At 62.2% G+C, this 24,518-nt stretch carries 30 protein-coding genes and 1 pseudogene; 14 read left to right on the top strand and 17 right to left on the bottom strand.

The genetic code is table 11. The features are described 5' to 3' along the window. Position 1: 1 nt before the first annotated feature. The 6 genes and pseudogenes from ACVIW0_RS11660 to ACVIW0_RS11635 form a co-directional block, all read right to left on the bottom strand. Entirely contained in the window at positions 2-688 is a 687-nt protein-coding gene (locus ACVIW0_RS11660) for a TetR/AcrR family transcriptional regulator (protein ID WP_461352457.1), read from the bottom strand. Next, entirely contained in the window at positions 685-1,239 is a 555-nt protein-coding gene (locus ACVIW0_RS11655; protein WP_461352456.1) for a flavin reductase family protein, read from the bottom strand. The genes ACVIW0_RS11660 and ACVIW0_RS11655 overlap by 4 nt, the downstream gene beginning before the upstream one ends. Before the next feature lie 10 nt (positions 1,240-1,249). Further along, positions 1,250-2,476 carry an acyl-CoA dehydrogenase family protein gene (locus ACVIW0_RS11650; protein WP_461352455.1) on the bottom strand — a complete coding sequence of 409 codons (1,227 nt, stop codon included), beginning with the start codon at positions 2,474-2,476 and terminating at the stop codon, positions 1,250-1,252. 223 nt (positions 2,477-2,699) lie between these two features. Then, positions 2,700-3,128 (bottom strand): GNAT family N-acetyltransferase, encoded by a 429-nt coding sequence (locus ACVIW0_RS11645; protein WP_461352454.1) that lies wholly within the window; start codon positions 3,126-3,128, stop codon positions 2,700-2,702. Between the two features lie 86 nt (positions 3,129-3,214). After that, positions 3,215-3,364: pseudogene (locus tag ACVIW0_RS11640) on the bottom strand (PBSX family phage terminase large subunit); the annotation flags it as partial. Positions 3,365-3,383: 19 nt separating this feature from the next. Then, entirely contained in the window at positions 3,384-3,545 is a 162-nt protein-coding gene (locus ACVIW0_RS11635) for a hypothetical protein (protein ID WP_461352453.1), read from the bottom strand. 715 nt (positions 3,546-4,260) lie between these two features. On the opposite strand from ACVIW0_RS11635, the gene ACVIW0_RS11630 reads away from it, so the two are divergent. Next, complete coding sequence (locus ACVIW0_RS11630) at positions 4,261-4,446, top strand: hypothetical protein (RefSeq protein WP_461352452.1); 186 nt, start codon at positions 4,261-4,263, stop codon at positions 4,444-4,446. A gap of 78 nt (positions 4,447-4,524) precedes the next feature. On the opposite strand, the gene ACVIW0_RS11625 is transcribed toward ACVIW0_RS11630, so the two are convergent. Next, on the bottom strand, positions 4,525-4,809 hold the full coding sequence (locus ACVIW0_RS11625) for a hypothetical protein (protein WP_461357302.1): 285 nt from the start codon (positions 4,807-4,809) through the stop codon (positions 4,525-4,527). A gap of 223 nt (positions 4,810-5,032) precedes the next feature. Here ACVIW0_RS11625 and ACVIW0_RS11620 point away from each other — a divergent pair, with 223 nt between their 5' ends. Beyond that, positions 5,033-5,293 carry a hypothetical protein gene (locus ACVIW0_RS11620; RefSeq protein WP_212015922.1) on the top strand — a complete coding sequence of 87 codons (261 nt, stop codon included), beginning with the start codon at positions 5,033-5,035 and terminating at the stop codon, positions 5,291-5,293. A gap of 7 nt (positions 5,294-5,300) precedes the next feature. Here ACVIW0_RS11620 and ACVIW0_RS11615 read toward each other — a convergent pair whose 3' ends face one another. Beyond that, entirely contained in the window at positions 5,301-5,654 is a 354-nt protein-coding gene (locus tag ACVIW0_RS11615) for a phasin (protein WP_461352451.1), read from the bottom strand. 195 nt (positions 5,655-5,849) lie between these two features. Here ACVIW0_RS11615 and ACVIW0_RS11610 point away from each other — a divergent pair, with 195 nt between their 5' ends. Then, on the top strand, positions 5,850-6,035 hold the full coding sequence (locus ACVIW0_RS11610; RefSeq protein WP_461352450.1) for a hypothetical protein: 186 nt from the start codon (positions 5,850-5,852) through the stop codon (positions 6,033-6,035). A 66-nt stretch (positions 6,036-6,101) separates the two neighbouring features. Here ACVIW0_RS11610 and ACVIW0_RS11605 read toward each other — a convergent pair whose 3' ends face one another. Both ACVIW0_RS11605 and ACVIW0_RS11600 read right to left on the bottom strand, forming a co-directional pair. Further along, positions 6,102-7,235 (bottom strand): alpha-hydroxy acid oxidase, encoded by a 1,134-nt coding sequence (locus ACVIW0_RS11605; protein ID WP_461352449.1) that lies wholly within the window; start codon positions 7,233-7,235, stop codon positions 6,102-6,104. A gap of 164 nt (positions 7,236-7,399) precedes the next feature. After that, positions 7,400-8,419, bottom strand: coding sequence for a GlxA family transcriptional regulator (locus ACVIW0_RS11600; RefSeq protein WP_461352448.1), 1,020 nt, complete (start codon positions 8,417-8,419; stop codon positions 7,400-7,402). Positions 8,420-8,482: 63 nt separating this feature from the next. Between ACVIW0_RS11600 and ACVIW0_RS11595 the strand changes: the two genes are divergently transcribed. The 4 genes from ACVIW0_RS11595 (at position 8,483) to ACVIW0_RS11580 (ending at position 11,622) form a co-directional block, all read left to right on the top strand. Continuing rightward, positions 8,483-9,196, top strand: a complete 714-nt coding sequence (locus ACVIW0_RS11595) for a hypothetical protein (protein ID WP_461352447.1) — start codon at positions 8,483-8,485, stop codon at positions 9,194-9,196. Further along, entirely contained in the window at positions 9,196-10,488 is a 1,293-nt protein-coding gene (locus tag ACVIW0_RS11590; protein ID WP_461352446.1) for an MFS transporter, read from the top strand. Before ACVIW0_RS11595 ends, ACVIW0_RS11590 begins: the two co-directional genes overlap by 1 nt. A 94-nt stretch (positions 10,489-10,582) precedes the next feature. Then, positions 10,583-11,269, top strand: a complete 687-nt coding sequence (locus ACVIW0_RS11585; RefSeq protein WP_461352445.1) for a YqcI/YcgG family protein — start codon at positions 10,583-10,585, stop codon at positions 11,267-11,269. Continuing rightward, on the top strand, positions 11,266-11,622 hold the full coding sequence (locus ACVIW0_RS11580) for a cupin domain-containing protein (protein ID WP_461352444.1): 357 nt from the start codon (positions 11,266-11,268) through the stop codon (positions 11,620-11,622). Before ACVIW0_RS11585 ends, ACVIW0_RS11580 begins: the two co-directional genes overlap by 4 nt. On the opposite strand, the gene ACVIW0_RS11575 is transcribed toward ACVIW0_RS11580, so the two are convergent. Beyond that, the gene (locus ACVIW0_RS11575; protein ID WP_461352443.1) at positions 11,611-11,793 is read right to left on the bottom strand and encodes a hypothetical protein; all 183 of its coding nucleotides are present in this window, start codon (positions 11,791-11,793) and stop codon (positions 11,611-11,613) included. The two genes, ACVIW0_RS11580 and ACVIW0_RS11575, sit on opposite strands and share 12 nt — an antisense overlap. A gap of 25 nt (positions 11,794-11,818) precedes the next feature. Between ACVIW0_RS11575 and ACVIW0_RS11570 the strand changes: the two genes are divergently transcribed. Then, positions 11,819-12,004 carry a hypothetical protein gene (locus ACVIW0_RS11570; protein ID WP_016847356.1) on the top strand — a complete coding sequence of 62 codons (186 nt, stop codon included), beginning with the start codon at positions 11,819-11,821 and terminating at the stop codon, positions 12,002-12,004. A gap of 156 nt (positions 12,005-12,160) precedes the next feature. On the opposite strand, the gene ACVIW0_RS11565 is transcribed toward ACVIW0_RS11570, so the two are convergent. From ACVIW0_RS11565 to ACVIW0_RS11550, 4 genes are all read right to left on the bottom strand, one after another. Beyond that, positions 12,161-13,423, bottom strand: a complete 1,263-nt coding sequence (locus ACVIW0_RS11565; RefSeq protein WP_461357301.1) for a CaiB/BaiF CoA transferase family protein — start codon at positions 13,421-13,423, stop codon at positions 12,161-12,163. A gap of 314 nt (positions 13,424-13,737) precedes the next feature. Further along, the gene (locus tag ACVIW0_RS11560; RefSeq protein WP_461352442.1) at positions 13,738-14,160 is read right to left on the bottom strand and encodes a GFA family protein; all 423 of its coding nucleotides are present in this window, start codon (positions 14,158-14,160) and stop codon (positions 13,738-13,740) included. A gap of 361 nt (positions 14,161-14,521) precedes the next feature. Further along, positions 14,522-15,091: a DUF6456 domain-containing protein gene (locus ACVIW0_RS11555; RefSeq protein WP_461352441.1), complete on the bottom strand. Its 570-nt coding sequence runs from the start codon at positions 15,089-15,091 to the stop codon at positions 14,522-14,524. A 100-nt stretch (positions 15,092-15,191) separates the two neighbouring features. Then, positions 15,192-15,752, bottom strand: coding sequence for a GcrA family cell cycle regulator (locus ACVIW0_RS11550; protein ID WP_461352440.1), 561 nt, complete (start codon positions 15,750-15,752; stop codon positions 15,192-15,194). Positions 15,753-15,879: 127 nt separating this feature from the next. On the opposite strand from ACVIW0_RS11550, the gene ACVIW0_RS11545 reads away from it, so the two are divergent. The 3 genes from ACVIW0_RS11545 (at position 15,880) to ACVIW0_RS11535 (ending at position 18,267) form a co-directional block, all read left to right on the top strand. Continuing rightward, on the top strand, positions 15,880-16,515 hold the full coding sequence (locus ACVIW0_RS11545) for a LexA family transcriptional regulator (protein ID WP_456753567.1): 636 nt from the start codon (positions 15,880-15,882) through the stop codon (positions 16,513-16,515). A 157-nt stretch (positions 16,516-16,672) separates the two neighbouring features. Continuing rightward, entirely contained in the window at positions 16,673-16,948 is a 276-nt protein-coding gene (locus ACVIW0_RS11540) for a hypothetical protein (protein WP_461352439.1), read from the top strand. Between the two features lie 164 nt (positions 16,949-17,112). After that, a complete protein-coding gene (locus ACVIW0_RS11535; protein ID WP_461352438.1) occupies positions 17,113-18,267 on the top strand; it encodes an OpgC domain-containing protein in 1,155 nt (384 codons plus the stop codon). Positions 18,268-18,277: 10 nt separating this feature from the next. Here the strand turns inward: ACVIW0_RS11535 and ACVIW0_RS11530 are convergent, their stop codons facing one another. Continuing rightward, positions 18,278-19,372, bottom strand: coding sequence for a glycoside hydrolase family 3 N-terminal domain-containing protein (locus ACVIW0_RS11530; protein WP_461352437.1), 1,095 nt, complete (start codon positions 19,370-19,372; stop codon positions 18,278-18,280). On the opposite strand from ACVIW0_RS11530, the gene ACVIW0_RS11525 reads away from it, so the two are divergent. Genes ACVIW0_RS11525 through ACVIW0_RS11515 form a run of 3 tightly spaced genes read left to right on the top strand, consistent with a single transcriptional unit; the run spans position 19,331 to position 23,623 of the window. Continuing rightward, entirely contained in the window at positions 19,331-21,310 is a 1,980-nt protein-coding gene (locus ACVIW0_RS11525; RefSeq protein WP_461352436.1) for a DUF4153 domain-containing protein, read from the top strand. The two genes, ACVIW0_RS11530 and ACVIW0_RS11525, sit on opposite strands and share 42 nt — an antisense overlap. 25 nt (positions 21,311-21,335) lie before the next feature. After that, a complete protein-coding gene (locus ACVIW0_RS11520; protein ID WP_461352435.1) occupies positions 21,336-22,028 on the top strand; it encodes a response regulator in 693 nt (230 codons plus the stop codon). A gap of 2 nt (positions 22,029-22,030) precedes the next feature. Beyond that, positions 22,031-23,623: an ATP-binding protein gene (locus ACVIW0_RS11515; protein ID WP_461352434.1), complete on the top strand. Its 1,593-nt coding sequence runs from the start codon at positions 22,031-22,033 to the stop codon at positions 23,621-23,623. 39 nt (positions 23,624-23,662) lie between these two features. Here the strand turns inward: ACVIW0_RS11515 and ACVIW0_RS11510 are convergent, their stop codons facing one another. Beyond that, complete coding sequence (locus ACVIW0_RS11510; protein WP_461352433.1) at positions 23,663-24,517, bottom strand: HpcH/HpaI aldolase/citrate lyase family protein; 855 nt, start codon at positions 24,515-24,517, stop codon at positions 23,663-23,665. Position 24,518: the final 1 nt, after the last annotated feature.

The raw sequence follows: 24,518 nt of genomic DNA, 5'->3' as shown, positions 1-24,518 counted from the left end.
TTCAGCCGACGACCTTGATCGGCGCCCGTCGACGGTCGGTTGCGACTTCCGCCATCCTCTCAAATCCCGCGAGGAAGATATCCAGCGCATCACTGATCATCTGCGCCTTATCCTCCAGGACAGGCGCCTCGTAGATGTACTTGCGTACGCCATAGTAGAAGATGCCGCCGTGGAACACCCAGGCCAGCTCCAGCTCGGCGGCGCTGGGCTTACTTTGTATCGCAAGGCCGGCCTCGTGACGGCATTCCCTGAGGATACGTGTCAGGATCTTGTCCTTGACCATGCCAACATACCACCGATTGATATCCAGGCCCTTCAGGCCCGAGTAGAGATAGATTCTCAGCCACTTGCGGTTGAAGATCGCGTCCGTATAGATCTCGTAGAATTCCTGCAGCCGCACGCGGAGCGGTCGCGAGCGATCCGACAGTAATTTTTCCCAGCCGATTTCAAGCGGTTCAAGATATACCTTGCGGTAAACCTCCTTGATGAGATCGTCCTTACTTGGAAAGTATCGGTAAAGCAGCGGCTGCGTCACACCGAGCTTGCGAGCGAGCGTACGCGTGCCGCCGCCAAATCCCTCCTCCGCAAAGAGCTCGGTTGCCTTGGCGACGAATTCGCTGCGGCGATCGTCGGCTGATAGTCGCCTCTGCTTGGCTTGAACTCGCTTGGCCGGCGTCTTTCGATTCATGATGACTTGTTACCATCGTCAGCCAGGAACCGGCCAAAACCTCCGTGCGCGAACAGCAGCGGATTGTTCCGGTTATACGCGTATGCTTCGACCGCTCCCAGGAAAATAACGTGATCGCCACCATAGTAGCGATTGGCCGCACGGCATTGAAAATTTGCAACCACGTCGGCCAGCACGGGAGCGTTCCCGAGACCTGCTGTCCAGCTCACTCCTGCAAACTTGTCACCGGACGATCGGGCAAACTGCGTCGCCAGCGCCTGCTGGGACACGTCAAGCACGTTGACCGTGAAATGAGTGGCATTCTGGAAGATCGGCAGCCCCTGCGAGAACGTGCCCAGGCTCCACAGCACGAGCGGCGGGTTGAGCGACACCGATGCGAATGAATTGCATGTGATACCGTACGGCCGTCCTTCGGCAGACATCGCGGTGACGATCGTCACACCGGTCGCAAACGTACCGAGCGCATTGCGGAAGTCCCGCGGATCGATCGTCGAACTGTCGGTTGCAAGCTCATTGGCCGGATCCGTTGGATGTTTGGGTGAGTCAGACATCCAGCAAGCCTCAGAGCGTCAGGTTTTCAGACGGCAGCCCGAGAGCCACCCGCCCATAATTGGTGCCCGCCGCATCAAAATTGAAGGCGAGATGAGCGTTTACCGCATGCGCGTCGCGGAATTGACGCTGCAACGCCCCCGAGGTGAACAGGCTGCGTGCCCCGCTCGCGGCAAACAGAAGCGACACCGCTTCGGTACACAGATTGACCGTGAACGCACCATCGCGCCGGAGCTTCGTCTTTTGTGCAATACCCGGGATATCGCCGCGCCGGACTTGCGCAAGCACCTCAACGCAGTTCGCACGCATGATAAGCCGCGCGGCATCTATCTTCGCCGACGCCTCGGCGATCTTGATCTGTGTGCTCTGCAGGTCCCCGATCTTGGCCCGGTTGTATGTCGAGGCGCGGTGTCGCGCGATCTCGACATAATCGTCAAGGCAAGCCTGGGAGTTTCCCAGTCCGACTCCGGACAACACATAGGGAAACAACGAAAAGACTGGAAGCTTGTAAAGCGCATTCGGATTGACGACGCTGCCTGGCGTCGCACCTCCGGCAAGATCGCTGACGGCAACTGTCATGTGCTCAGGAACGAATGCATCTGTCACCCGCACATCGTTCGACCCAGTTCCGCGCAGGCCAGCCGCATTCCAGGTATCATCAATGCTGTAGTCCCGTCGATTCAACAGGAATAGCCGATACTCGACACCATCGGCCTCATCGTCCGAGGCAACCACGCTCGCAAGCATGTTCCATCCGCAGGCTTCCACCCCGGACGAGAACGGCCAATGGCCAGTCAGCACGTATCCGCCAGTTGTCTTCCTGGCGCGGCCCGCCGGGAAGACAAAGGAAGACGCGATCAGCGCATCTGGATTTTCGCCCCACACCGCCGTCTGCGCCTCGGGCGCGAACATCCCCAGCATCCAGTGATGACTCGCAAGATTGGCAAAGTTCCAGGCGACAGAGGCATCACCCTGCCCCAGAGCATCGGCGCAATCGACGAGGGCAACATAGTCGAGTTCGCTGCCTCCGACGCGCGCGGGCTGCAGGATCCGGAAAAGACCACTATCCTGCAGCTCCCGTTCGGTCTCCGGCGGCAAGCGGCGCAACTCTTCAGTTCGCTGCGCCCGCTCACGCAACACCGGAGCAAGCGCCGTGGCCCGCGCGACCATGACTGCATAGCGGTCCACGTCCAAGCCTGGCGGCACCTTCGTGTCGAGCCCGCGGCCAACCTCCACCATGGTCTCTTCCTTCGTACGATCTCCAGGACGTTTCGCGCGTGCGACCGAGCTGTGCAGCTTAGTTTATCGATCGATCACCAGAGATCAAGGCTACATCCCGCAACGGCTGCTCGCCGGAGCGTGCGGTTTGCGGGCCAGGAACGCAAAAGCGCCCGGTGGCCTATTGGCCACCAGGCGCTCAGCGTCGTCGCATATTGCATTCATTCGTCCCACCCCAGCGAGTCTAGACAAGCTCCTTCCGCCAATATAGCGAGTGCTGCCACGCCCACGGCGCGATGGGCTCAAAGAGCCGATACCTCAGCCTGATAAAGTTGTTGGCCGAGATACAGTTGTCAGTCGTGTCCGAGACGATCGTTTTCCAGCCGGCCCGCCGCCCTCGCGCTTCCAATGCGCGTGTAAGCCGCACTTGTAGACCATGACCGCAGTGCGGCATCGCGACGCCAACCCGGCACAGATATCCGGCAGTTGTGACATGGGTCGAAGGTACCACGCCCGCGAATGCGATCGGACTGGCTCCGCGGAATGCGATCCACCAATATCCCTGCTCGACGTCAGGCACCCGCGTCCCGTCGCAGAAAATCAGCTGATGAAGCTCGGCAAGCGAGTCCGCGATCTCATCGTCATGCGGATCAACCTCACGTATCCGATACATTACCACACCTCGAGAGTCGTGTTGTCAGCTAAGGCGCCCAGATCCACGACATGGACGTCTGTCCTCGAACGCGGTGCCGAGGCGCGTTACTTTCCGAGCGTGGCCTTGATGCCCAGCCAAACCGCGCCGAGAAAGCCAGTAGCGATCACGGTAATGACCGCTTCGAAGGTATAGCTCTGCGCCTGCTCGACGCTGCGTCGCCAGCGCCGGAGGTGTTGAAAATCCGCGCGCATTTGTGTAATCGTCTTCGCCACCTTACTTCTCCTGCCAATCGGACGGCAGATATTCGCTCGGCGCCGTGTCCGCGTGGTACGGCTCGGGGCCGGGCAGTGCCGAGCGGAATGCAATCGTCGGAAAGTCTGTCTGCTCGCGATCCCGGCGTGGGCGCGGAATGAACTTGATAATCTCGGCGCTCATGCCGCCTCCAACAATGCAATGGCGATCAGGCTCACGAGCGCGAGCGATATCAGATAGGCGGTCATGCAACCCTCGTTGATTGGCCGTCGGCGCGTGATGCGGCCATGGAATGAAATGTGCGGCAGATCGCGCGACGGGCGGCGATCTTTGGGGCGCGAACCTTATCCCTGACGAACGGGGCCGCGGGCGGCGCCGGCTTGCGCCGCGCCGCAGGACCGGCGCGTTCGCGCGCACCGGCCAATTCGTTGTTCGTTTCAATTGGGTTCGGACGGCGGCACGCTTGCGACGCTCAGACGACGGGCTGGGAGGATGTGGCGTCGTGGCGGTGCGGCCGCCGTCCGATTGGTGAAACGGCAAACAAAAAGCCCGCCGCGGATTGCTCCGCGCGGGCTCAACAATTTCTGATTTTCGGATTATGCCCCTGAGTTGCCCGACGTGTCAAACCCTTTTTGCGGGCTGAATGCGATCGGTAAAATGTGATGCGTCAGCTTCGACGGTGAGAAACCGCCTTGATCGAAAGTCTGAGTTTGATCCGGGAATCGCAATACGAGCCGGCGCCGATCGCCTTATGCTCGTTGCGATGATGTCAGTGTGCCGCTGAGTTGCCCGACGCGTCAAGGGGACAAAGCAGCTTACAATTTGGATCGACATCAGGACAGTTTTGGCTCGCGTCGATCGACCGGCGCCGCAGTTCGATTGCAAGGAGGAAGCGTCGATGTATTTCGTTGCTGCCGTGCTCGCCGTCCTGTCCGGCCTGTTCTATGCCGCGGGCCATCATCAGATCGGTTCGCTCGGTACCACGATGTGCCAGTACGGCGGAGTCTTCTGCGACAGCCCGGTACTGGTTCTCGTCGGTGCGGGATTCGCCGCGGCGTGGGGCATGCTCGTCAGCGTCCGCTGATCATCGGCGATGATTTCGCCGCTGATTGCCCGATGAGTCAATCGGGGCACCTTACGCCGGCTGCGTCGATGCCGCGCATTATTGCGCAGGGATCGGGTTGGCTGGTTGAGCGGGCTTGGGACCAAGCGGAGCAGGCTCAATCGGCGCCCTTGGTTCGGTCGGCATCACCCTTGCACCAGCAGCGCGTGCTGCCTCGCCGGTCGTTGAGTAGTTCGCGGAGGCGGCCGGCTGCACCTTCGGCTTGTTCCACGGACCGTGGTCGACGATCAGCATGCCCAACACGCCGAGAATCGCAACCACGGCCGCGACCAGCAGCGGCGCGCCGCCGTGCCGGCTTCGGTGCCCGGAACGGCCATCCGCCATGCCATGCGCATGCAATGTCATCATCGTCTCCTCCATGGAGACAAACCGCGACCTGCGCGCAAGTTTCCGGTTCCCAGATGAGAAAGCGACGCATGCCGATGGAACCAATCCATACCTGCTGAATTTCCACGATATGTGGCCGTCACCGGCCATTCAGGACATGCGAGTGCACAGAGGCCGAAGACGCAGTCACCTGCCCCCGAATCAAACAGCAGCACGCCACATGAGCACCGAAACGCCCGAGTCCCCACTTCAGCCCACGCTCGGTGAGCGCGCGATCGACACTGCGACGGACGTTTCGCGCACCATCACGGAAGTGTCGGACGGACTTCGAGCGGCGGCAGATCGCCTCAGCGACGCAATCGCGACCTCGCGCCGGCCTGGCGGAGCCCTCGCCACGGTCAGTGCGGTCACGCGCGAAGCGCCACTCGCGAGCCTGTTCGTCGCGTTCCTGCTCGGCGTCGCCGTGGCGCGCCGGCGCTAGGCCTGTCCTAGAACTTGCCTTTGGCCGCGTCCTTGGTTGCGGACAGCACGCTTCCGCTGATCTGGCGCATATGTTCACCGGCATTGGTGAACTGGCTGCGCAGGAACTCCGACTGGATCCGCATCGCCTCCTGCAGATCGGTCGCATGCACGAGTTTGCGCGCATGCTCGAAGGCCGCCTTCATGTTCTGTTCGGTGAACGACAGGGCCTGTTTGGAAATCTCGGTGCCCGTGCCCGGCATCGCCGTCATCGACTTGCTCGCGGCATCAAAGAACAGGCTGAACGCCTGCTCGGCCTGGTCGATTGTCTTTTCCGCGAGATCGCGCAACTCCGCGGGAACTTCCAGCTTCGGCTCAATCATGATCGCGTCCCCTGAAATAAGCGTCCGCCGACGTTAGCATAGATCGTGCCGGCGTCAGCGCCCGTATCGAGGAAAAATTACCTAGCGGAGGCCGGACCGGGGCGGCGGCCGATTCCAATCATGTCGGCACTGTGGCATAGTGATTCGGCCTCGTTGTTGGTCGCGTTCGCGTCTCTTGGGGAATAAGGGGATCCGATGCCGCGCGCCGTTCGTCCGACACCGACCTGCACCCGATTCAAGACCAGCATCGAGATGCCGTGCATGAAGTGCGGCACACAAATGCGGCTCGCCCTGATCGAGCCGCGCGACCAAGTCTACGACGTCCTGACCTATCAGTGCACGCCCTGCAATGCCGGCGAAAGCTTCCTGAACGCGCGCTAAGCCGCCGGCGCTCAGTCGTTCGGCACCGCAGACCCGCCTCCGATCGCGTCACGCCTCTCGCATCGGTCAGTAGCGGTAGGGCTCGATATCGAGCAGTGGGAATGCGCTGAACACGCTCGGCGGATTGGTCGGCATCGCCGGATGCAGATAGGTCTTGTCCAGTTCGGCGAAGCTGGTGACGCCGAGCAGCCCAAGGCAGCGGATCACCTCGTCCTCCAGCAATTCAAGCATCCGAACGATGCCTGCCTCGCCGGCTGCGGCCAGCGCCCAGCACTGCAATCGGCCGATCCCGACCAGGTCCGCGCCCGAAACGATGGCCTTCACGATGTCGGTGCCGCGGCAGATCGAGCCATCGACCATGATCTTGGCACGGCCGGCGACGGCCTGAACGATCTCGGGCAGCACATGCATGGACCCGCGGCCGTGGTCGAGCTGCCGCCCGCCATGATTCGAGACGTAGATCCAGTCGACTCCGTGGTCGACGGCGATCCTTGCGTCTTCGGCGGTGGCGATCCCCTTGAGGATCAGCGGGATCTTGAACTTGTCCTTGATCAACTTCACCGTCCGCCATTCCAGGCCTTTCTGGAAATCGCCGCCGGTGGCGCGGATGCGGCTTTCGCGGACATAGCGCTTGGCGATGTCGCGCTCGCGCCGGCTGTAATGGGCGGTGTCCACGGTGAGACAGAACGCGGCGTAGCCATTGTCGATGGTGCGGCTGACCACATCCTCGACGAACGCATCGTCGCCGCGCACATAGAGTTGGAAGATGCGCAAGGCGTCAGGCGCCGCCTTGGCGGTGTTCTCGAGCCCGGGCTCCGACACCGAGCTCAGCATGTGCGCCGCGCCGAACGTTCCTACACCGCGCGCGACGGCCGCGCCGGCATCCGGATCGAAGATCTCAAGCGCGCCGACCGGGGCGATCATCACGGGAAGGCGGAGCTTGCGGCGGAAGACTTCGATGGAGGGATCGACATTGATGACGTTGCGAAGCACGCGTGGCCGGAACGCGATCTCGTCGAGCGCCATTCTGTTCCGGCGCATCGTGGTCTCGGTTTCGGAGGCGCCAACGATGTAGTCCCAGGCGTTCTGGTTCAGCCTGGCGCGAGCCTTCTGCGCGAATTCGTGCAGGTTCTGGAATTCCTCGCCGCTGGCGCCGAGCTCGACATTGCGCGCCTGTCGAATGGGGGTCCCGTCATTCATGGTGTTTCTTCTCCCGATTTGGCCGGCACAATAGCCGCAGACAAACCGGAAAAGCTACCACCTGAGCGACGAATCCGGCTAGCGAAGGCCAGCTATTCGCTTGTGGGGTAGATCCGCTTGCGACGCGAAGCGCCCGCATCCGAACCGAGCTCGCATGAGGCGAGCTAGCTGCCCGAGAACCGGTTTCGGTACTCAGTCGGCGACACACCGAGGTGGCGCAGGAAGGCCCTCCGCATGCGCTCGTCGTCGCCAAACCCCGCACGCTTGGCGACCTCGACGACGCCGCCGATCTGGCGGCTTTCGAGCAGCAAGCGCGCAGTCTCCACACGCAGCGCCTCGACGCCGCTTGCCGGAGTCATGCCGGTGCGGCTGACATAGGTCCGTGCAAAAGTTCGTGGCGTCATCCCTGCCTTTTCCGCGAGGGTCTCGACCTTGAGGTCATCAGTGATGTTCTCGATGATCCAGGCGTGTAGCGCGCTGAAGCGTCCCTCGACGTCCGATGCCTGGGCCGCAAGGACGGTCGAAAACTGGCTCTGACCGCCGGGCCGTTTGAGAAACACCACAAGCCTGCGCGCGACATCGAGCGCGATGGTGTGGCCGAAATCCTCCTCGATCATGGCGAGCGCCAGATCGATGCCGGCGCTGACCCCTGCCGACGACCAGACATGTCCGTCCTTGACGAAGATCGCGTTGGGCTCGACTCGGATGTTGGGGAAGCTGTCCTGCAAACGGGGACAATAGCGCCAGTGCGTTGCAGCACGCTTGCCGTCCAGGATTCCGGTCCAGGCCAGGGCAAAGGCACCGAGACAGACCGACGCGATCCGGCGCGCCTTCGGCAGCGCCTCCGCGATCCAATTCATCAACTCGGCGTCGTTGCGGATCTTCCAGATGCCTGGCCCGCCGGGGATCACCAGCGTGTCGACCTCGGCGGGCGCAAGGCTGGCGATCGGCGCCGTGTCGATCATCATGCCGACGTCGGTCGGCACCAGGCCTCCCGAGGCCGACAGGTAGGACAGCGCGTAGTCCGGCCCGGGTAGCTCGATCGCCTCCAATTCTGCGAACACCTGCGCCGGCCCCGAGATGTCGAGCAAGGTGACGCCAGGAAAGGCGACCATCGCGATCCGCCGCGCGGCTTTCCTGTCGCGCGCCTCGGGCCGGGGCGGTTTGGCAGTTTTCGAGGGCATATTGTCCTTTAAGCCATTGGAGGCTCCCCTGTATAGCTCGCGATGGAATTCTGGAGTTCTGCCATGTCTCGACATCTGGGCAGCGGATATGAGGCGATCAGATCGCCTTGGACGGACTACGCGGTCTACAGTCTAGCCGACGCCTCCCGGATCGAAGCCTGCGACCGTCAGCCGGTGATGGACGCCATGAACGCCATCATTGCCGTCAACTGGCAGGCCACCGAGCCGCATTGGACCGCAACCTCCTCGCCCTTCGACAAGAAGTACAGCCTGATCCTCGTTTATGACGGCTCCGGCCTCGTGGCCTTCTCGGTCTACCGCGTCCTGCAGATGTCGGCCGGACTTGGAATCTATCGAAGCGGCACGGAAGTGCTCCCGGCGCACCAGGGCCGCGGCTTCTACGGCTTCTTCACATCGGAAGTCCTGAAATGTTCGGGTGCTGCCGAACGAGCCGACGGCAACGTGCTCTACGGCTGGCGTACCCGCAATCCGATCGTCTGGGCAGCGAACGCTAAGATTTGCGCAAAAGTGTCCCCATCATTGCTCGATGATGCGCAGGATCCTGCGTTGCAGGCCGCCTGTGTCGAGATGTGCACCTCACTCTATCCAGGCAAGCCGCTCGAACTGCCCGACATGATCATGCGTGGCGCTTACGGCCACATTAAACACCATCGGCAGGCCTATCGTGGCACCGCGTCGCTGGTCGATGCCGCGATGTCGCGCAAGATTCCGAATTCAGCGGATGCCCTGTTCTCGGTCGGTTACGCGAGGGTGTGATGTCGATGCTCGGACAACAAGCGGTTTACGCCCCGGCGTCGCGCTTCACCGATCGCGCCTACCTCGCCTGGACGGCGGTGGCAATCGCCTACGCCATCGCCTTCCTGCAGCGCGTGTCGCCACAGTCGGTAAGTCTCAGCTTCATGCACGACTTCAACACCGATGCTGCCGGTGTTGCGATGCTGGCCTCGAGCTATTTCTGGGGCTACACGCTGATGCAGATTCCGGCCGGACTTCTGGTCGATCGCTACGGCGTCAAGCGCGTCGTCCTCGTCAGCATGATGGCCTCCTCGCTCGGCAGCGCCGCATTCGCGCTGGCGCCGAACTTGCTCGACGTCTTTGCCGCGCGCCTGATCGTCGCCTGCGGCGATGCGCTGGTCTTCACCGCACTCTTGAAGCTGGTGGCGCAGAGCTTCGCCGACGAGCGGTTCGGCATGATGTCGGGCATCTCGCAGGTATCCGGCTATGTCGGAGGCGTGATTGCGACCACGCCGCTTGCCGCCGCCGTCTCGGGGTTCGGGTGGCGGGCCTGCTTCCTGTTCATCGCCTGCATCGGGCTTGCCAACCTCGCCTTCGCCAAGCTCGCGCTCAAGCCCGATCCGGCCTCGCACAGCAACAAAACGCTGAAGGGCGTCGTGCTGGCTGCGCGGCAAGCGCTGACCCATGTCGCGAACTGGGGTTGCGCAATGACGTTTGCGTCACACTTCGCGGTGGTGACGACGCTATCGGGCGTTTGGGGCATTCCGATGGTCGCCCACTTCTTCCACATCTCGCCGACGGCGGCCGGCACACCGCTGCTCGCCTTCATGATCGGCAATGCGCTCGGCTCGATCTTCCTGGGTCATGTCGCCGATCGTGCTGCGGCCGCGCTCGACCGCGCGCTGATCGGCATTTGCGCGTTGCGCATGTTGCTGATCGCGATGCTGCTGCCGCCGATGGCCCAAACCTTCGGTCTCGCCTATGTCACCGTCGTGTTCGCGGTCCTGGGCCTCGTCGCCGGCGGCACCGTCCCGCTGGTGCTGAAATGCGTCAAGAAGCTCTACACCGCCGACCTGATCGGCGTCGGCGCCTCAGTCAACACCACTGCTGCCGGGATTTTCGCCGGCGTCGCGCAGCCCATCATCGGATTCGCGATGCTTGCGGCGAGCCACGCCTCCGGAACCGACGCCGTGCACAACACGGCCGCAATCGGTGACGGCGGCTACAGCGCCTTGATCGTCATTCTGCTTCTCATGTCGTTGCCGGGTATTGCCGGGCCGCTCGTGATGAGAAGCAAGTTGATAGCTCGTTAGTGTCGTTATGAGTGTAGGGGGTGTTATGGAGCGCTTGTTCTTGAGAAAAGGCGAAGTCGCGTCAAGCTTTCCGGTCAGCAGTTGGCAGAGCGTGATGTTCTCTGAGTTTGAAGCCCAGATGAGCAGCGAGGCGAGGCCGTTCCCTTGCGTGTTCGGGGTGACCGGACATCGCCAGGATCAGCTCCGCTACCTCTTCCTCGATCCGTATGATGTCGCGGTGCTCGGCGAACAGCTCGGACAATATGTCTCGCAGGCGCGCTCGTTCGGTCCCAACACCTCGTTGATCGTGTTCACGCGGCCCCGCCCGGTGCAGACGCTCGACGCCTATTATCGCAAGATGTGGCTGACGCTCGACCAGCTCGCGCGACTGGACAAGAATCCATGGCCATCAGAGATTCCCGAGCAGATCGATCACCCGATGTGGGAGTTCTCGTTTGCGGGTGAGCCGATCTTCGTCGTCTGCACGACGCCTGCACATGTGATGCGCCAGAGCCGGCGGTCCAGCGCCTTCATGCTCACCTTCCAGCCGCGCTGGGTGTTCGAGAAAATCCTCGGGACCGAAAAGGCGGCGACCGCCGCGTTCGCCGAGGTGCGAAAGCGCTTGATCCCGTACGACAGCGCAAGCCCCTCTCCGCTCCTCGGCCGTTACGGCGCGAGCGACGGCCGCGAATACCTGCAGTACTTCCTGCACGACGACAACAACGCGAGCACCGGCTGTCCCTTCGCCAAGCTCGCGCAGAACAAGACGCCGCCGATCGCAAACAAGGAACAGGCAGCATGACCCAGATCATCGCAGGCACGAAGACCGAATTTGCCATCGATCCGGAGATCCTGAACCTGCTTCCGGCACAGGGCTCGGTCGAGCTGCAGCATGATGCAGCCGGCAAGGTGCATCATTTCCATACCCATCCGGTCGATGAGATCCTGATGATCATCAGCGGCCGGCTGAACTTCATCTGGGATGGCGGCGAGCGGGTGGTCGGTGCCGGCGACACCATCCTGCTGCCTGCCGGCACCCGGCATCAATCCGAGGCGTTGGAGGGCGGCGCAATCTACGTGATCGCGATACAGCCGCCCGCCAAACTATTGAACCACTCACCCACAGGAGAGATTGCGAGCACCTCAGGACAGTGAAGGATCGCCCGGCGGTTCAACCGCCAAACGTTCGACCAGTTCGACGACCTCGGAACGCTGGTCGGGCGCAAGTCGAAGGAAGGCCTTCAGCAGTCGCAGGCTTTCCAGTGTTTCGCTCGATGGAGCTCCGAGCCTCTTCTGCAGCTCTGCAACATATGTGGGATTTTTCATCTCGCACCTTAAGTGAGGATTACGAATGGCATACCCAGGTAAACGTGAAGGCTTGGCCCAGAAGGTCGACACCGCAGCACAAGAGGCCGAACGCCTCGGCCTGACCACGGCAACCCTCATACTCCGGATGGCGCGCCTCGAAATTGATCGAGCGGAGCCCGAGGAGGTTGAAAGTATGCCAAGGAACAACTTGCGCAGCAAGCCGAACTGAGGTCCCGAAACCGACCAATTCCGGCTGGAAGGCCGCCGGCGCGCTCCGGGGCCCGTGACGTCTGAACGACGCACCGGTAAGGCGAGAGGTGTTCCTCTCGCCTATGGCTGAGTTGCTGTGCGAGCATCCGATCTTCGGTGCAGGCCGGCAGCGTGGCTAACCGGTGTTTCCTGCCTTGCCGAACGCACCCGCCTCCGCCAATGCAGCAATGCGGCGGTCGTCATAGCCAAGCGTCTTCGCCAACACATCGTGCGTGTGCTGACCGAGCAATGGCGCGGCAACTGGATCGACGGTCGGCGTCAGGCTCATACCGATCGGCTGCTCGATGTTCGGAATCGAACCGGCGGTTGGATGCGCGATCTTGCTCAGTCGGTGACGGTCGCGCACCTCGGGTGCATTGAACCCCTCCTCGACCGTGCGGAGATAGCCAACCGGAATGTTGGCCTTCTTCATCTTTGCCATCCAATGCTCGATCGTGTCGCTTGCAAACACGCTGGCGATGATGGCGCGCAACTTCTCCTTGTTGGCCGTCCGGTTCTTCCGGTGGGCAAATTCGGGATCGGTAACGAGATCCGGGCGCTCCAGGACGTCGGTGACCAGCCGGCGATAGAGCCGGTCATTGGCACAAGCCATGTAAAGCGGACCATCGGATGCCCGGTAAACGCCGACGGTCGGCGAACCGTTCGGGGAGTTGCCGAAACGACCGGGGTTGTTGCCGTTGATCAGATAGGCCATGCCGTAGAAACCGGTCATCGACACCGCGGTGTCGATCAAGGCGACCTCGACCTGCTGGCCGCGACCGAGCCGCTCGCGCGCAATCAACGCCAGCAGGATGGCGTTGCAGGCCGACATGCCCGTTGCCATGTCGACGATCGGCGGACCGGTGCGCACCGGCTCGCCATCCGGAAAGCCATTGAGCGACATGAAGCCGCTTTCGGCCTGCGTGATCGGGTCAAAACCTGGACGTAGCGCGAAATCGCCTTTGCGGCCGTAGGCGGAGATCGAGCAATAGACCAGCCGCGGATTGGTCGACGCCACCGACGCATAATCGAGACCGAATTTCTTCATCACGCCGCCGGAGAAATTCTCCACCACGACGTCGGCCTTGGCAATCAACGCGCGCGCGACGTCGAGTGCGGCCGGATTGTTGAAATCGAGCGCGATGCCGCGCTTGTTGCGATTGAGGCTGAGATATGCGGCACTTTCGCCGCCGATTTCGGCATGCTCGTAAGCGCGCGTGTCGTCACCGCCATCCGGATTCTCGATCTTGATGACCTCGGCACCGAAGTCGGCCAGGGTTTGCGTGCAGGCCGGGCCTGCAACGACGCGGGTGAAGTCGACAACCAGCAGGCCGTCGAGCGCCGTCGGAACCCCTTCCCCGCGCGGCGTGCGCCCAGGCAGTTCTGGTCTGGTCATGATCTGACGCTTCCTCTATTCATTTTTGTCAGGCGAAATACGATGGCCGCTACCAAGGCCGACACCGCTAGCCTTTTAGCGGAAGCCTATCACCAAGACCAAACCCGGATTTTGCAAGGCGGGACCTTCGTCTGACATGGCTGCGGTCGGCCAAGACGATCCCTGCGGCGCAGGGGCACCGACAAGCCGCCAGTTCAATGTCGAGGAAATTGCCGGTCAGCGAATATGGCGGGGAGTCCGGCCGATGGAATGACGAGATATCGGCGGGTGGCGACGTTCCGTCGCCCCCGCTTTCGTCGTTGAGAACGACCGTCGCGCTATTCAGCGATCACCTCGCCCGAGCCGCCAAACTCGGCGGGAAAATCCTTCAACTTGGGCAGACCATCGCGGATCGGCAACACCGCCTCGGAATAATTGACGTGAACGCCGGGGTTGAATTTCAGCGTCGGAATCGTCGCCGTGAACACGTCGACGAGCCCAAGCGTTGGGTGGTTGGTCATCAGGTGACCGCCACACTTGCTGCAATATTTGCGCTGGCTCATCGCGGTCTTCTCGAATGTCGCGATATGATCGGCGCCCTTGGTGACCTCGACCGCCCCGGGCTTCCAGAGGCTGAACGCATTCACCGGACCGCCGGACCAGGAGCGGCATGAACGACAGTGGCAGTAGCCCATCGCCTCGGGCTCCCCCGTGACCTTGAGTTCGACGGCACCGCAAAAGCAGTTTCCAGTGTGATTCATCGGTCGTTCCTCCTTGGGTGGTTTGATCGGACTCCGCGCCGGCACCGACCCACGTTGCTCGTGATGTTCGCGATGCTGGGTGAGATGTAGTCGGGCGTAGAAGCTGTGAACTCCCTTATGGTCGTACCGGAACATTCCCGCAGAAGAGGCAATCATATTCCGCCCGAATGCGGGAAGGTCATCGATGCGAGCGAAGTTACATGAGAGACCGCGCCACTGTCGACCATCTTCTACACAACATGGTGGGGCACATCGCGATCACAGACAAGGATTGGGTGTGGGGCAAAGTACAGTCTTGCAATGTGACGTACCGGCCACCTGCGCGACAACCGGCGCGTGAGCGCATCGCCTTACACCAGCATTATTGGCCCTTTGCGGGAACCTTGTTCGCCGTTGCAAGCCCGTACATCAACGCCAGCCGATCCAGGCATTCCTTGAGACGCCGCGCGAAATAGTCGTGCCAGCGCTGCGTGCGCAGCCCGCGCCGCTGCCCAACCTGCTCCATGGTCATGCCGAGGATAAGGACGTCGTGCACCAACGCCGATCCGTCGGCGCCAAGTTCATGCTCGGCGCGGTTCAAACGCAAGGCCGCCTGGCGCTGGCCTTCTGTGATCGGCTCACGTTGCTGACCGCCATCAACGTATTCACGCGTGGTATCCACGGCACGCGGGCCACGCTCGGCCTTCTCCCAGTCGTTCTGGAAAGCCCGACCGCTCCGATACTGCGCGTCGTCGATCTGTCGGTGCGCATGCAACCGGCCGAGCGGATCGTTGCGTATCGAGCGAAACGCAACGACCTTATCACCTTGCTCGAGCGCAAGCGGATCGTCGACCTCGACGGTCGCCACTTCGGCATTAAAGGGCAGATCGGTCGAGCGTCGATCATGCGTTCCGGCGGGATCGTATGGTTTCCGGCGTTTTGCGCGCGACATTGGTGGCTCCTGATATCTGATGATGAGCGCGCAGCGTGTTCCGCGCGGTTGCAGTTTGCGGATTGCGGACCGAGGTCCTGCCGGTCGGGAGAAGATCGCCTCAGATGGCGCCGACGGCTCGAAGCCACGCATCGTTCAGGACAGGCCTCGCCGAGGCGTCGGGATCGCGACTCAGGTCAAGATGCGGGGTGCAGTAACTCGAGCCCGAGCGGCTTGGATGACCGCAGAAGGTCATGACCTCGCCGTCGGCATCCCCGCCGTAGGGATAGCGGCAATCGCCCGGTTTGAGATCGAGCAGTGAAAGATGCCGAGGCGCGACCGCAGCGCAACGAAGCGGAGGTATCTCCACCGTTTCGGCGCACATCTTCGGCCAGCGAACCGGATCGGGCTTCGGTTCGGCCCGTCCTTCGCGCGGCCGACCGATCCCCGGAAGTTCCGGCGAGGACGGCTTGGGTGGGTCGAGGCGCCCCGGCAGGGACGGTTCCGGCCGATCGAGGCCCGCCAACCCCATGCGCTGCGCCCGGCTGAGGGCCGCATTGCGTGTGTAGGCGGTATTGAAGGATGTGTTGATCCTGTCAGCGATTTCCGAATAGGACAAGCCGCGGGCGCGCAGGTCCTCCAAGGCTGCCGAGTGCTCGGGCAGCCAGTTCATCATTTCCATTCCAGATTCCCATTTCTGTCAGTTCACCGGCGCCGTAGATACCTTCCGATATTCCGAAGAAAAAGTCAAGCTTGAATTCTGATAATCGTAACGCTATTAATATGTCCAGGCTTGGAGAGGATGAAACATGCTGGACGCTGCACTGATCGAACGAGCACTGGAAAAGACCGGGAAGAGCAAAGGCGGGCTTGCCCGCGCAATGGGGGTTCGGGCCGGGGCGGTGTCCGAAATCCTGTCCGGAATACGCCTGATCAAGGCATCGGAGATCGCCCCGATCATGGAATATCTGGAGTTGAACTCGGTGCCGATCGTGGGCCGGGTCGGCGCCGGCGCCTCGATCCAGCCGGAGCTGGAGCAGGTCCCGCCGGAGGGGCTCGGCGAAATCGAGCTTCCGTTCCCGATGACGGAGGAGACCGTCGCTTTCGAGGTTTCGGGCGATTCGATGCTGCCCAAATACGAGAACGGTGACGTCATCGTGGTATACCGCGAACAGCGCTATCCGCTGTCGAGCTTCTACGGAGAGGAAGCCGCGGTCCGGCTGAAGAGCGGCGAACGCTATCTGAAGACAATCGAACGCGGCAGCTCGTCCGGCACCGTCAACCTCAAGAGCTTCAATGCCAAGCCGATCAACGGCGTGAAGCTCGAATGGATCGGCGAAATTTGCGTCACCCTTCCCCGTGGCCAAATCGAGAGGCTGCGCGGCAAGACAGCGGCCAAGGGCCGCAAATCGGCCTCCAAGGGCGGCCGATCATCCGAGAAATAGGCGCCGTTTCGGGACCGGGCTGATCGATTCGGGCGCCTCGCCGCCGAATCGGTCAGCGCCCCCGCCTGAATTCCGATTATCGGCATTTTTCCTTGACAATATTCCGATTATCGGAAATAGTGGTCGGTGCAAGTCAACGCATCGAACTTCCTGGCAAATGCAGTATTTTGTCGTGATGATCGACTATGGCCGCCGCGGCCGCGAGGCGATCGTCGATCCCGAACTGACACGGCGCGAGATCGTTTCCCGGGTCGCGTCGCGGGAATACACAAACATCAGCTTCATCCACGAGATTGCCGAACGCTCGGTCGAGGATGTCACCCACGACATCCTTGCGGAGGCCGCCCTGCCGGGCATCCCCCCAACCGGCGCGGACCTGCAAGCCAATGCGCTGGATCACGCCCGCGACCTGCGCAAGCACGAGCCGGTCTGAGGCCGCTCGATTGGCAATTGCGAAAACGTGAACTTTCTTGAACCGACCACTTGGCCGGAACCCGAAACGGATTAGATAGGTTCACGCAGAGTCTATTCGGACCGGGCACGGGTTCCCTTTAGATTGCCGTTTCGCTTTCTCGGGCCAGCAGATTTCAGCTTCAGATGACCTCGACATTAAATCCCGAGATCGCGCGAGCCGATGGCGATCTCAGGATCGCGCTGCTGCTTGGCATTGCAAACTGGTTTCTGTTCCTCGACCACGTTCCGCACAACGTCGTCAGCGCACTCACCATGCGCAATTTCGGCTTCAGCGGCGCGACCGACCTGTTTGTCTTCACCGGCGGCTACGCCGTGACGCTGTTCTACGCCAGGATGGCGCTCGAGCGCGGCTTCGTGGTGGCCGCAACCCGCATCTTCAAGCGCGTATGGCAGCTCTACGCTGCCTATATCGTGCTGTTCGTGATCTATGTCGAGTTGATCAGCTATGTCGCCGCACGAACCGCGGCGCCCGAGATCATCAGCGAATTCAACATCACCGGCTTTATCGATCACCCGATCCGAACGCTGATCTACGGCTTGTTCCTGCAGGCCAAGCCGCTCAATCTCGACGTGCTGCAACTCACCATCGCGCTGATGGCCTTCCATCCGATCGTCGTCTTCGGGCTGCTGTATGTCCCGAACGCGACGCTTCTCGGATCCGTGGCCCTCTACGCAACCGCCCGTGTCCTCGACTGGAACCTGACGTCATCGACGTATGGAGCCTGGTATCTCAATCCGTTCTGCTGGCAATTGTTGTTCGTGATGGGTGGCTGGGTTGCACTCATCGGCACGCGCTACGCGCCGACGATCCGCGCGATGCAGGCCGCCCCCGCGCTGCGCGCCACCGCGCTGCTGTATCTGCTGTTTGCGCTGACGATCGTCTCGAGCAGCGAGATCCCGGCACTCGCGCAGATGATGCCGAGCGAATTTAGCGATGTGCTCCTGCAGAACGATCAGGAGGAAGTCGCGCCGCACCGCATCCTGCATTTTCTAGCCCTGACCTTCCTGTTCACGTGGTTGGTGCCGCGCGACTTCGAGTACCTGCGATCCTATGCCCTGCAGCCGGTGATCAAATGCGGCGAGGAATGGCTGGCCGTGTTCTGCGCAGGCGTGTTCCTCTCCTTCGCTGCTCACCTGATCCTGATCACCGGCCCCTACTCGCTGACAAGGCAGGTCGCGGTCAGCATCGCCGGTATCGCAGCGATGACCGCCGTCGCCTACTATGTCTCCTGGTCGAAGCAGCAGGACAACAAATCGGCCATCGGCGCGCATTCCTGACATCCCTCTGCTAGTCGATCAGCATCGCGCGCCTGAGCCGAGTCTCGCTGTCGCGCAACATGGCGGCATCGAGGGCGCCGCGTGCAGCGGCTTCGGTGGCGCAGGCGAACAGCCGGTAGAATTGCAGTCCGTCATAGGCGACCAGCAAGAGATCGACACCGGCGTTCAACGCCTCCACGACCGCGGTGCAGACATCGTGCTGATAGATCGCGCCCATCACCAGATCATCTGTCATGACGATCCCCTGGTAGTTCCAGATCTTCCGGATCAGCCCATCGACGACGGCCTTCGAATGTGACGCAGGCCGTCCGGGGTCGAGCGCACTCAGCGCCACGTGCCCGACCATCAGGCGCGCGCCGGTCGTTGCAAGCACGTCACGGAACGGACGCCAGTCGGTCGCCTCGAGCTCGCCGAGCGGCGTATCGAGATCGGCCGTGAAATGATGCGTGTCCGCGCGCACCCGGCCTAAACCGGGAAAGTGCTTCACGGTGGCGTTCACACCCGCGGACTCGAGGCCGTCAATGTAAGCCCTTGCGATCGCACTCACCTTGGCCGGATCGTCGGAGATCGCCCGCTGATTGATCAGCGTGTTGAAATCGAGCCGGTTGTGCTTGGCCTCCGGACGCAGGTCGAGCACCGGCGCAAAGTTCAGGTTGATGCCGAGCGACGCCAGATCGCCGCCATGGATGCGGCCGAACTCCCTGGCTTTTGCTTTTCGTTGATCCGGCGGCAGGTCGGCCAGCGAGGCCAGCGCGGGCAGCCTCGTCAGCGGCGGCGCGAGGTGCGAAACGATGCCACCCTCCTGGTCGGTCGCGACCGTCAATGGCGGCAGTCCCGCCGCACGTCGCTTGGCCTGCAGGGTGGCGATCTCCGCCTTCAAATCGCCGGCCGTCCTGCCGACAATGTTTCGCTGCGTAACATAGATGCCCGCGATGAACCCGTTCTCGACCAGCGGCGCGACTTCGTCGAACGACCGGTAACCGATGATGAAGTGCTGCCCAACCGACCGCGCCAGCACCGGTTCGGTCTGCAGAACGCGCTGCTTGCGCAGCTCGAACACACCGTGCGCGGCCAGCATCGCGAGCGGCGGCAGGCACCACAGCATCACCAGAAGCCTGCCCGTCCACGCCCGCCAGCGCCAGGCGCCGCGCCGAACCAGCAGGAGCACGACGGCACCGCTTATGGCCACGAGGAAGAGATTTCCCGCCCCACGCAATGGGACCAGATAGGGATCGTTGTTGTTGATGCCCGCGAAGACGAAAACGAGGCCTGCGATCCAGAGCAGGGCAATGCCGACACATTTGCTGATTTGCATGGGGACCACGAAGGACTGAAGAGGTCGATCGGCTTGGTCCGTATCAGACGAGATTCGCCGGCGCGAGCCGACAATCCGTATCTGCACGCAATCTGCATAAAAATCCTGAACTCCTGCTGGTCGCGCTCCAGCCGTTTGCACATGCAGGCGTCAAGGTCGGCCAAGCAGCGCGCCGGATCCCGTCCCGGCGCAAACGGCCCCACCTGCTGCAGCGGACCGCATCCCTTCGATCCTGAGGTCATCATGACAAGCCTTGCGCCACCAGAGATCACGCCCCAATCAGTCGGCAGCAAGCTCCCGCCGGCGAAAGTCGCGGTGATGCTTGCCCTCGCGGCACTGGCCGACTGGTTGTTCTATGACCAGCACCTCGGACTCTCGGTCGTCATTTTCGCAATCGCGCTGACTTCAGCGTCGCTGATTGTCAACCTCGGCCATCTCGAGCATCGTCGGCTGCTGCTTGCCGGGTCGATCGTGTTGACGGGGCTGCTGCCGGCGCTCGAGGATATCAACGCGGCTTCACTCGTCATCATTGCACTTGCCCTCGGCGCAGCCCTGATGCTGACGACCAATCCTTATCTCGACAGTCTCGTCCGCGGAGCTACGTCCCTGCTCGAGCTCTATCTGGTCGGCCCCTTCAGACTATTCCAGGATGCGATCCGCGCGTTCAATTTGCCCATGCTCACGCGAAGCTTCACCCTGTGGTGCGTGCCGTTGCTGCTCGGAAGCCTCTTCGTCCTGTTGTTCATGGCAGCCAACCCATTGCTAACGAAATGGATCAGTCAGCTGAACCCGGGCGATCCCTCCTCCTATCTCAGCATCAGCCGTGCGTTTTTCTGGATCGCGGCAGTGGCGCTCGTCTGGCCCTTCATCCACATCCGATGGCGCAACGACATCGAGGTGCCGAACGATCGCGCCAGATTTGCCGAGAATGATCGGTCCGGTCCAGCCGACCTGGGTTTCTTCGGCCCAGGTACGATCTTGCGCTCGCTGATCCTGTTCAATCTGCTGTTTTCGATCCAGACCATCCTCGACCTGATCTATCTCTGGGGCAATGGGACGCTACCCGCCGACGTTACCTATGCGTCCTATGCACATCGCGGCGCATATCTTCTGATTATCACCGTGCTGCTCGCCGCGAGTTTCGTTCTGCTGACCATGCGGCCGGGCGGCCCTGCCGAGCGATCGCGCGTGATGCGTTCGCTCGTTTATCTCTGGATCGGACAGAATGTCTTGCTGGTCATCTCCGCGATGCTGCGGCTTGATCTCTACGTCCAGATTTACCTGCTCACGTATTGGCGTATCGCGGCGTTCGTCTGGATGCTGCTTGTCGTGGTCGGGCTGGTCCTGATCCTGGCACGCATCGTCCAGCGACGCTCGAACGAATGGCTGATCCACGCCAACCTGGCCGCATCGGCGATCGTCCTCTACACCTGCTCCTTGATCAATTTCGCGGCCATCATTGCCGACTACAACGTAGCCCACAGCCGGGAAGTCTCGGGCAGCGGGGTCAATCTGGATATGGATTATTTGATCCGGCTCGGCCCGCAGGCCCTCCCGGCCATCGACAGGGCGCTCCAGCTCCGCTCCTTCGACCCCAGTCTTGTTTACCGGCGCAATTGCCTTGTAAAAGAGCAACGCGAGCAGATGACATCATGGCGCAGCTGGGGCTTCCGAAGCTGGCGGCTCCAGCGTTTCCTGGATCGTCAGCAAGTGGCGGCCGTAGGCTAGATTACGTTCGTTTCGGAGTGGACTCGTGACCCACCGTATTCTTATCGTCGACGATGACCTCCATATTCGGGAGGTCATCCGCGTCGCTCTCAAGAAAGCGGGCATGAATGTGGTCGAGGCCCGCGATGGCAAGGAAGCGCTAGTCAGATTTTCAAACGACCGGCCGGATCTGATCGTCCTCGATATCGGCATGCCGGAATTCGATGGCCTCGACGTATGCCGCGAGATTCGCAAATCATCCGACGTGCCGATCCTGTTCCTATCCGCCCGCGACGATGAGATCGATCGCGTCCTCGGGCTCGAGATCGGTGGCGACGACTACGTGACCAAGCCGTTCAGCCCGCGCGAGCTCGTCGCGCGCGTCAATGTGATCCTGCGGCGGCTGACGCCGCGGCCTGGCGCGCCGGAGCCGGGCGCGCTGTCCAAAGGACAGCTCTCGGTCGATGCTGAGCAGCACGTCGCAACATTCGCCGGAACGCCACTGCATCTGACGGCGATCGAGTTCGGCATCCTGCGGACCTTCCTGACCCGGCCGGCGGCAGTCTTCAACCGTGAGCAGATCATGAGCGCCGCTTATCAACTCAATATCCAGGTCTCCGACCGTACTATCGACAGTCACATCCGCAACATCAGAGCCAAGTTCGTGGCGGCGAATTGCGCCAGCGTCATCGAGACCGTGCACGGCGTCGGGTTCAAGCTCGGCCGGTGCGAGCCTTAGGCATGACGTCCTTCCGTGCCCGCCAGAAGTGGCGACCGTCGCTCAGCTTCATCATCTTTGCCGTCCTCGCCCTTGTCGCGGTTCTCCCGTTACTCGGGCTTTTCTTCTTCCGCCTCTACGACAACCAGCTCATTCGTCAAACTCAGGCCGAATTGATCGCACAAAGTCGTGTGCTGGCTGTGATCTACGCACAGGACGTCCGCGCACAGCTTCGCAATGACATCCCGCTCGGCGCCGCAGTTCCAACGGAGGCGCTGCCGGACCCTGGCGATCAGGTGACGCCGATCCGGCCCGAGCTCGATCTTGCCGGCAACGACCTCTTGCGGCGACGGCCCGACGCGCTGCCGGCGACCAAGCCCGCAGACCCGGCCTATGTCGCAATCGGTGCACGGCTGATGCCCCTGGTGCTGGACACCCAGAAGGTGACGCTCGCGGGCTTTCGAATTCTCGATCCGCAGGGCGTCGTCATCGCGGGACGCCAGGAGGCCGGGCAGTCGCTGGCCCATATCGACGAGGTGGCGGCCGCGCTACGCGGCCAGTATAGCGCCGCGTTGCGCATCCGTGTCCCCGACAAGCCTCCGCCGCCAATCTATTCGATCAGCCGCGGCGTCGGCGTTCACGTCTTCTCGGCGATGCCGGTCATCGTCAATGACCGCGTCGCCGGCGTGATCTATGCGTCGCGGACACCGAGCAACATCTTCGAGCATCTCTATCGGGAGCGCGGCAAGTTCCTGCTGGCCGCGATGGCCGTCATCCTGGCGACAACCGCCATCGGCCTGGTGTTCTCACGAACGGTCACCCGCCCCATGCGCGAGCTCGTCGATCGCGCCGTGCGAATCGGACGCGGTGACCGCAATGCGTTTCGGCCGCTGCAGCACTACGGCACCCGTGAGCTCGCCCAGCTCTCCGACAGTTTTCTCGGCATGGCCCAGCAGCTGTCGCGCCGCTCCGACTACATCGCCACCTTCTCGACTCACCTGACGCACGAATTGAAATCGCCCCTGACCTCCATCCGGGGCGCAGCCGAGCTGCTGCAGGATTCGCTGCAAAGCAAGTCGGATACCCTGACACGGTCCGAGCAACAAAGCTTCATCTCGAACATCATTGGCGACGTCGAGCGGCTCGATACGATGAGCCAGCGGCTGCGCGAGCTGGCGCGTGCCGAGAGCGTACCGCAGAACGAGCAGACCCTGCTCTCCACCGTCATCGAAACCCTGAGGAGCCGCTTTCCCGGCCGTACCATCGCGGCCAGCGGTTGCCTCGAGCGCTCGATCGGGATGTCCGGCGAAAAGGCTCTGATGGTGCTGGCGCATCTGGCCGACAACGCATTCCGCCACGATGCGACAGCCGTCCAGATCGAGGCCAGCGGCGACGCTTCCCGAATCCGGATGACGGTGCGCAATGACGGCACCCCGATCTCCTACTCCAACCGCGACAAGATCTTCGAGGCCTTCTTCACTACCCGTCGCGACAGCGGCGGCACCGGCATGGGGCTCGCGATTGCTCAAGCGGTGATGGAGACCCATGGCGGCTCGATCCGTCTCCTGCCCCTAAGCCACGGCGCCGCCTTCGAACTGGAGTTTTCCGCGGTCTGACCGGCTCGCCGTCGCCTTGCGGGGGTGCCTGACCGCGGACTAGCTCCGCCGCGACGCCAGGATCTTCTCGGCAGCGCGCAGATGCGGCTTATCCAGCATCTTGCCGTCCATCTTGGCGACCCCGGATGGATTGCCGGCGAATGCCGCGAGCACGCGCTCCGACCATGCGATCTCCTCGTCGGTCGGCATGAAGGCCGCGTTGACGACATCGACATGCTTGGGATGGATCACGGCCTTGGCAAGGAAGCCGTCCTGCCGCGCTGCGATCGCCTCCGCCTTCAGCGCCTCGAGATCGTTGATGTCGGTGGCGATGGTGTCTATCGCAACCACACCGGCGGCAGCGGCACCGATCAGGCAGAGATCGCGAGCCAGGATAAAGGGTGAGTGATAGCGGCCGTCGGTGCGGTTGCGGGTCGCGCCGAGCGAAGCCGCAAGGTCCTCCGCACCCCACATCATGCCCCAGAGCCGCGGGCTCATATTCTCGAAATCGAGGATTTTCAGGACTGCGCGCGCCGTTTCGGTTGCGACGGTGACGATCCGTGTGGTGCCCTGCGCGATCCCAGAGGCGGCCTCGAACGCGTCGAGATAGAGCGCCAGCTTGTTGACGTCGGCGGCGCCAGCGCATTTCGGCAGCACGATGCCGTCAGGCTTCCCGGGCATCACGGCGGCCAGGTCACTCAGTGTCAGATCCGTGTCGAACGCATTGACGCGGACATACATCTTCTGGCCCGGATTGCGCGTATCGAGCATCTGGCGCGTGATAGCGCGCGCGACCACCTTCTGGTCCGGCGCGATGGAGTCCTCGAGGTCGAGGATCAGGGCATCGGCCGCGGTCTTCTTCGCGCTCTCATATTTCCGGGTGCTGTCGCCGGGAACGAACAGGAACGATCGCATC

The organism is Bradyrhizobium sp. USDA 4454 (assembly GCF_054822705.1).
Note: the sequence above shows the minus strand (reverse complement) of the source record. Positions and strands in the feature narration are given on the sequence as shown.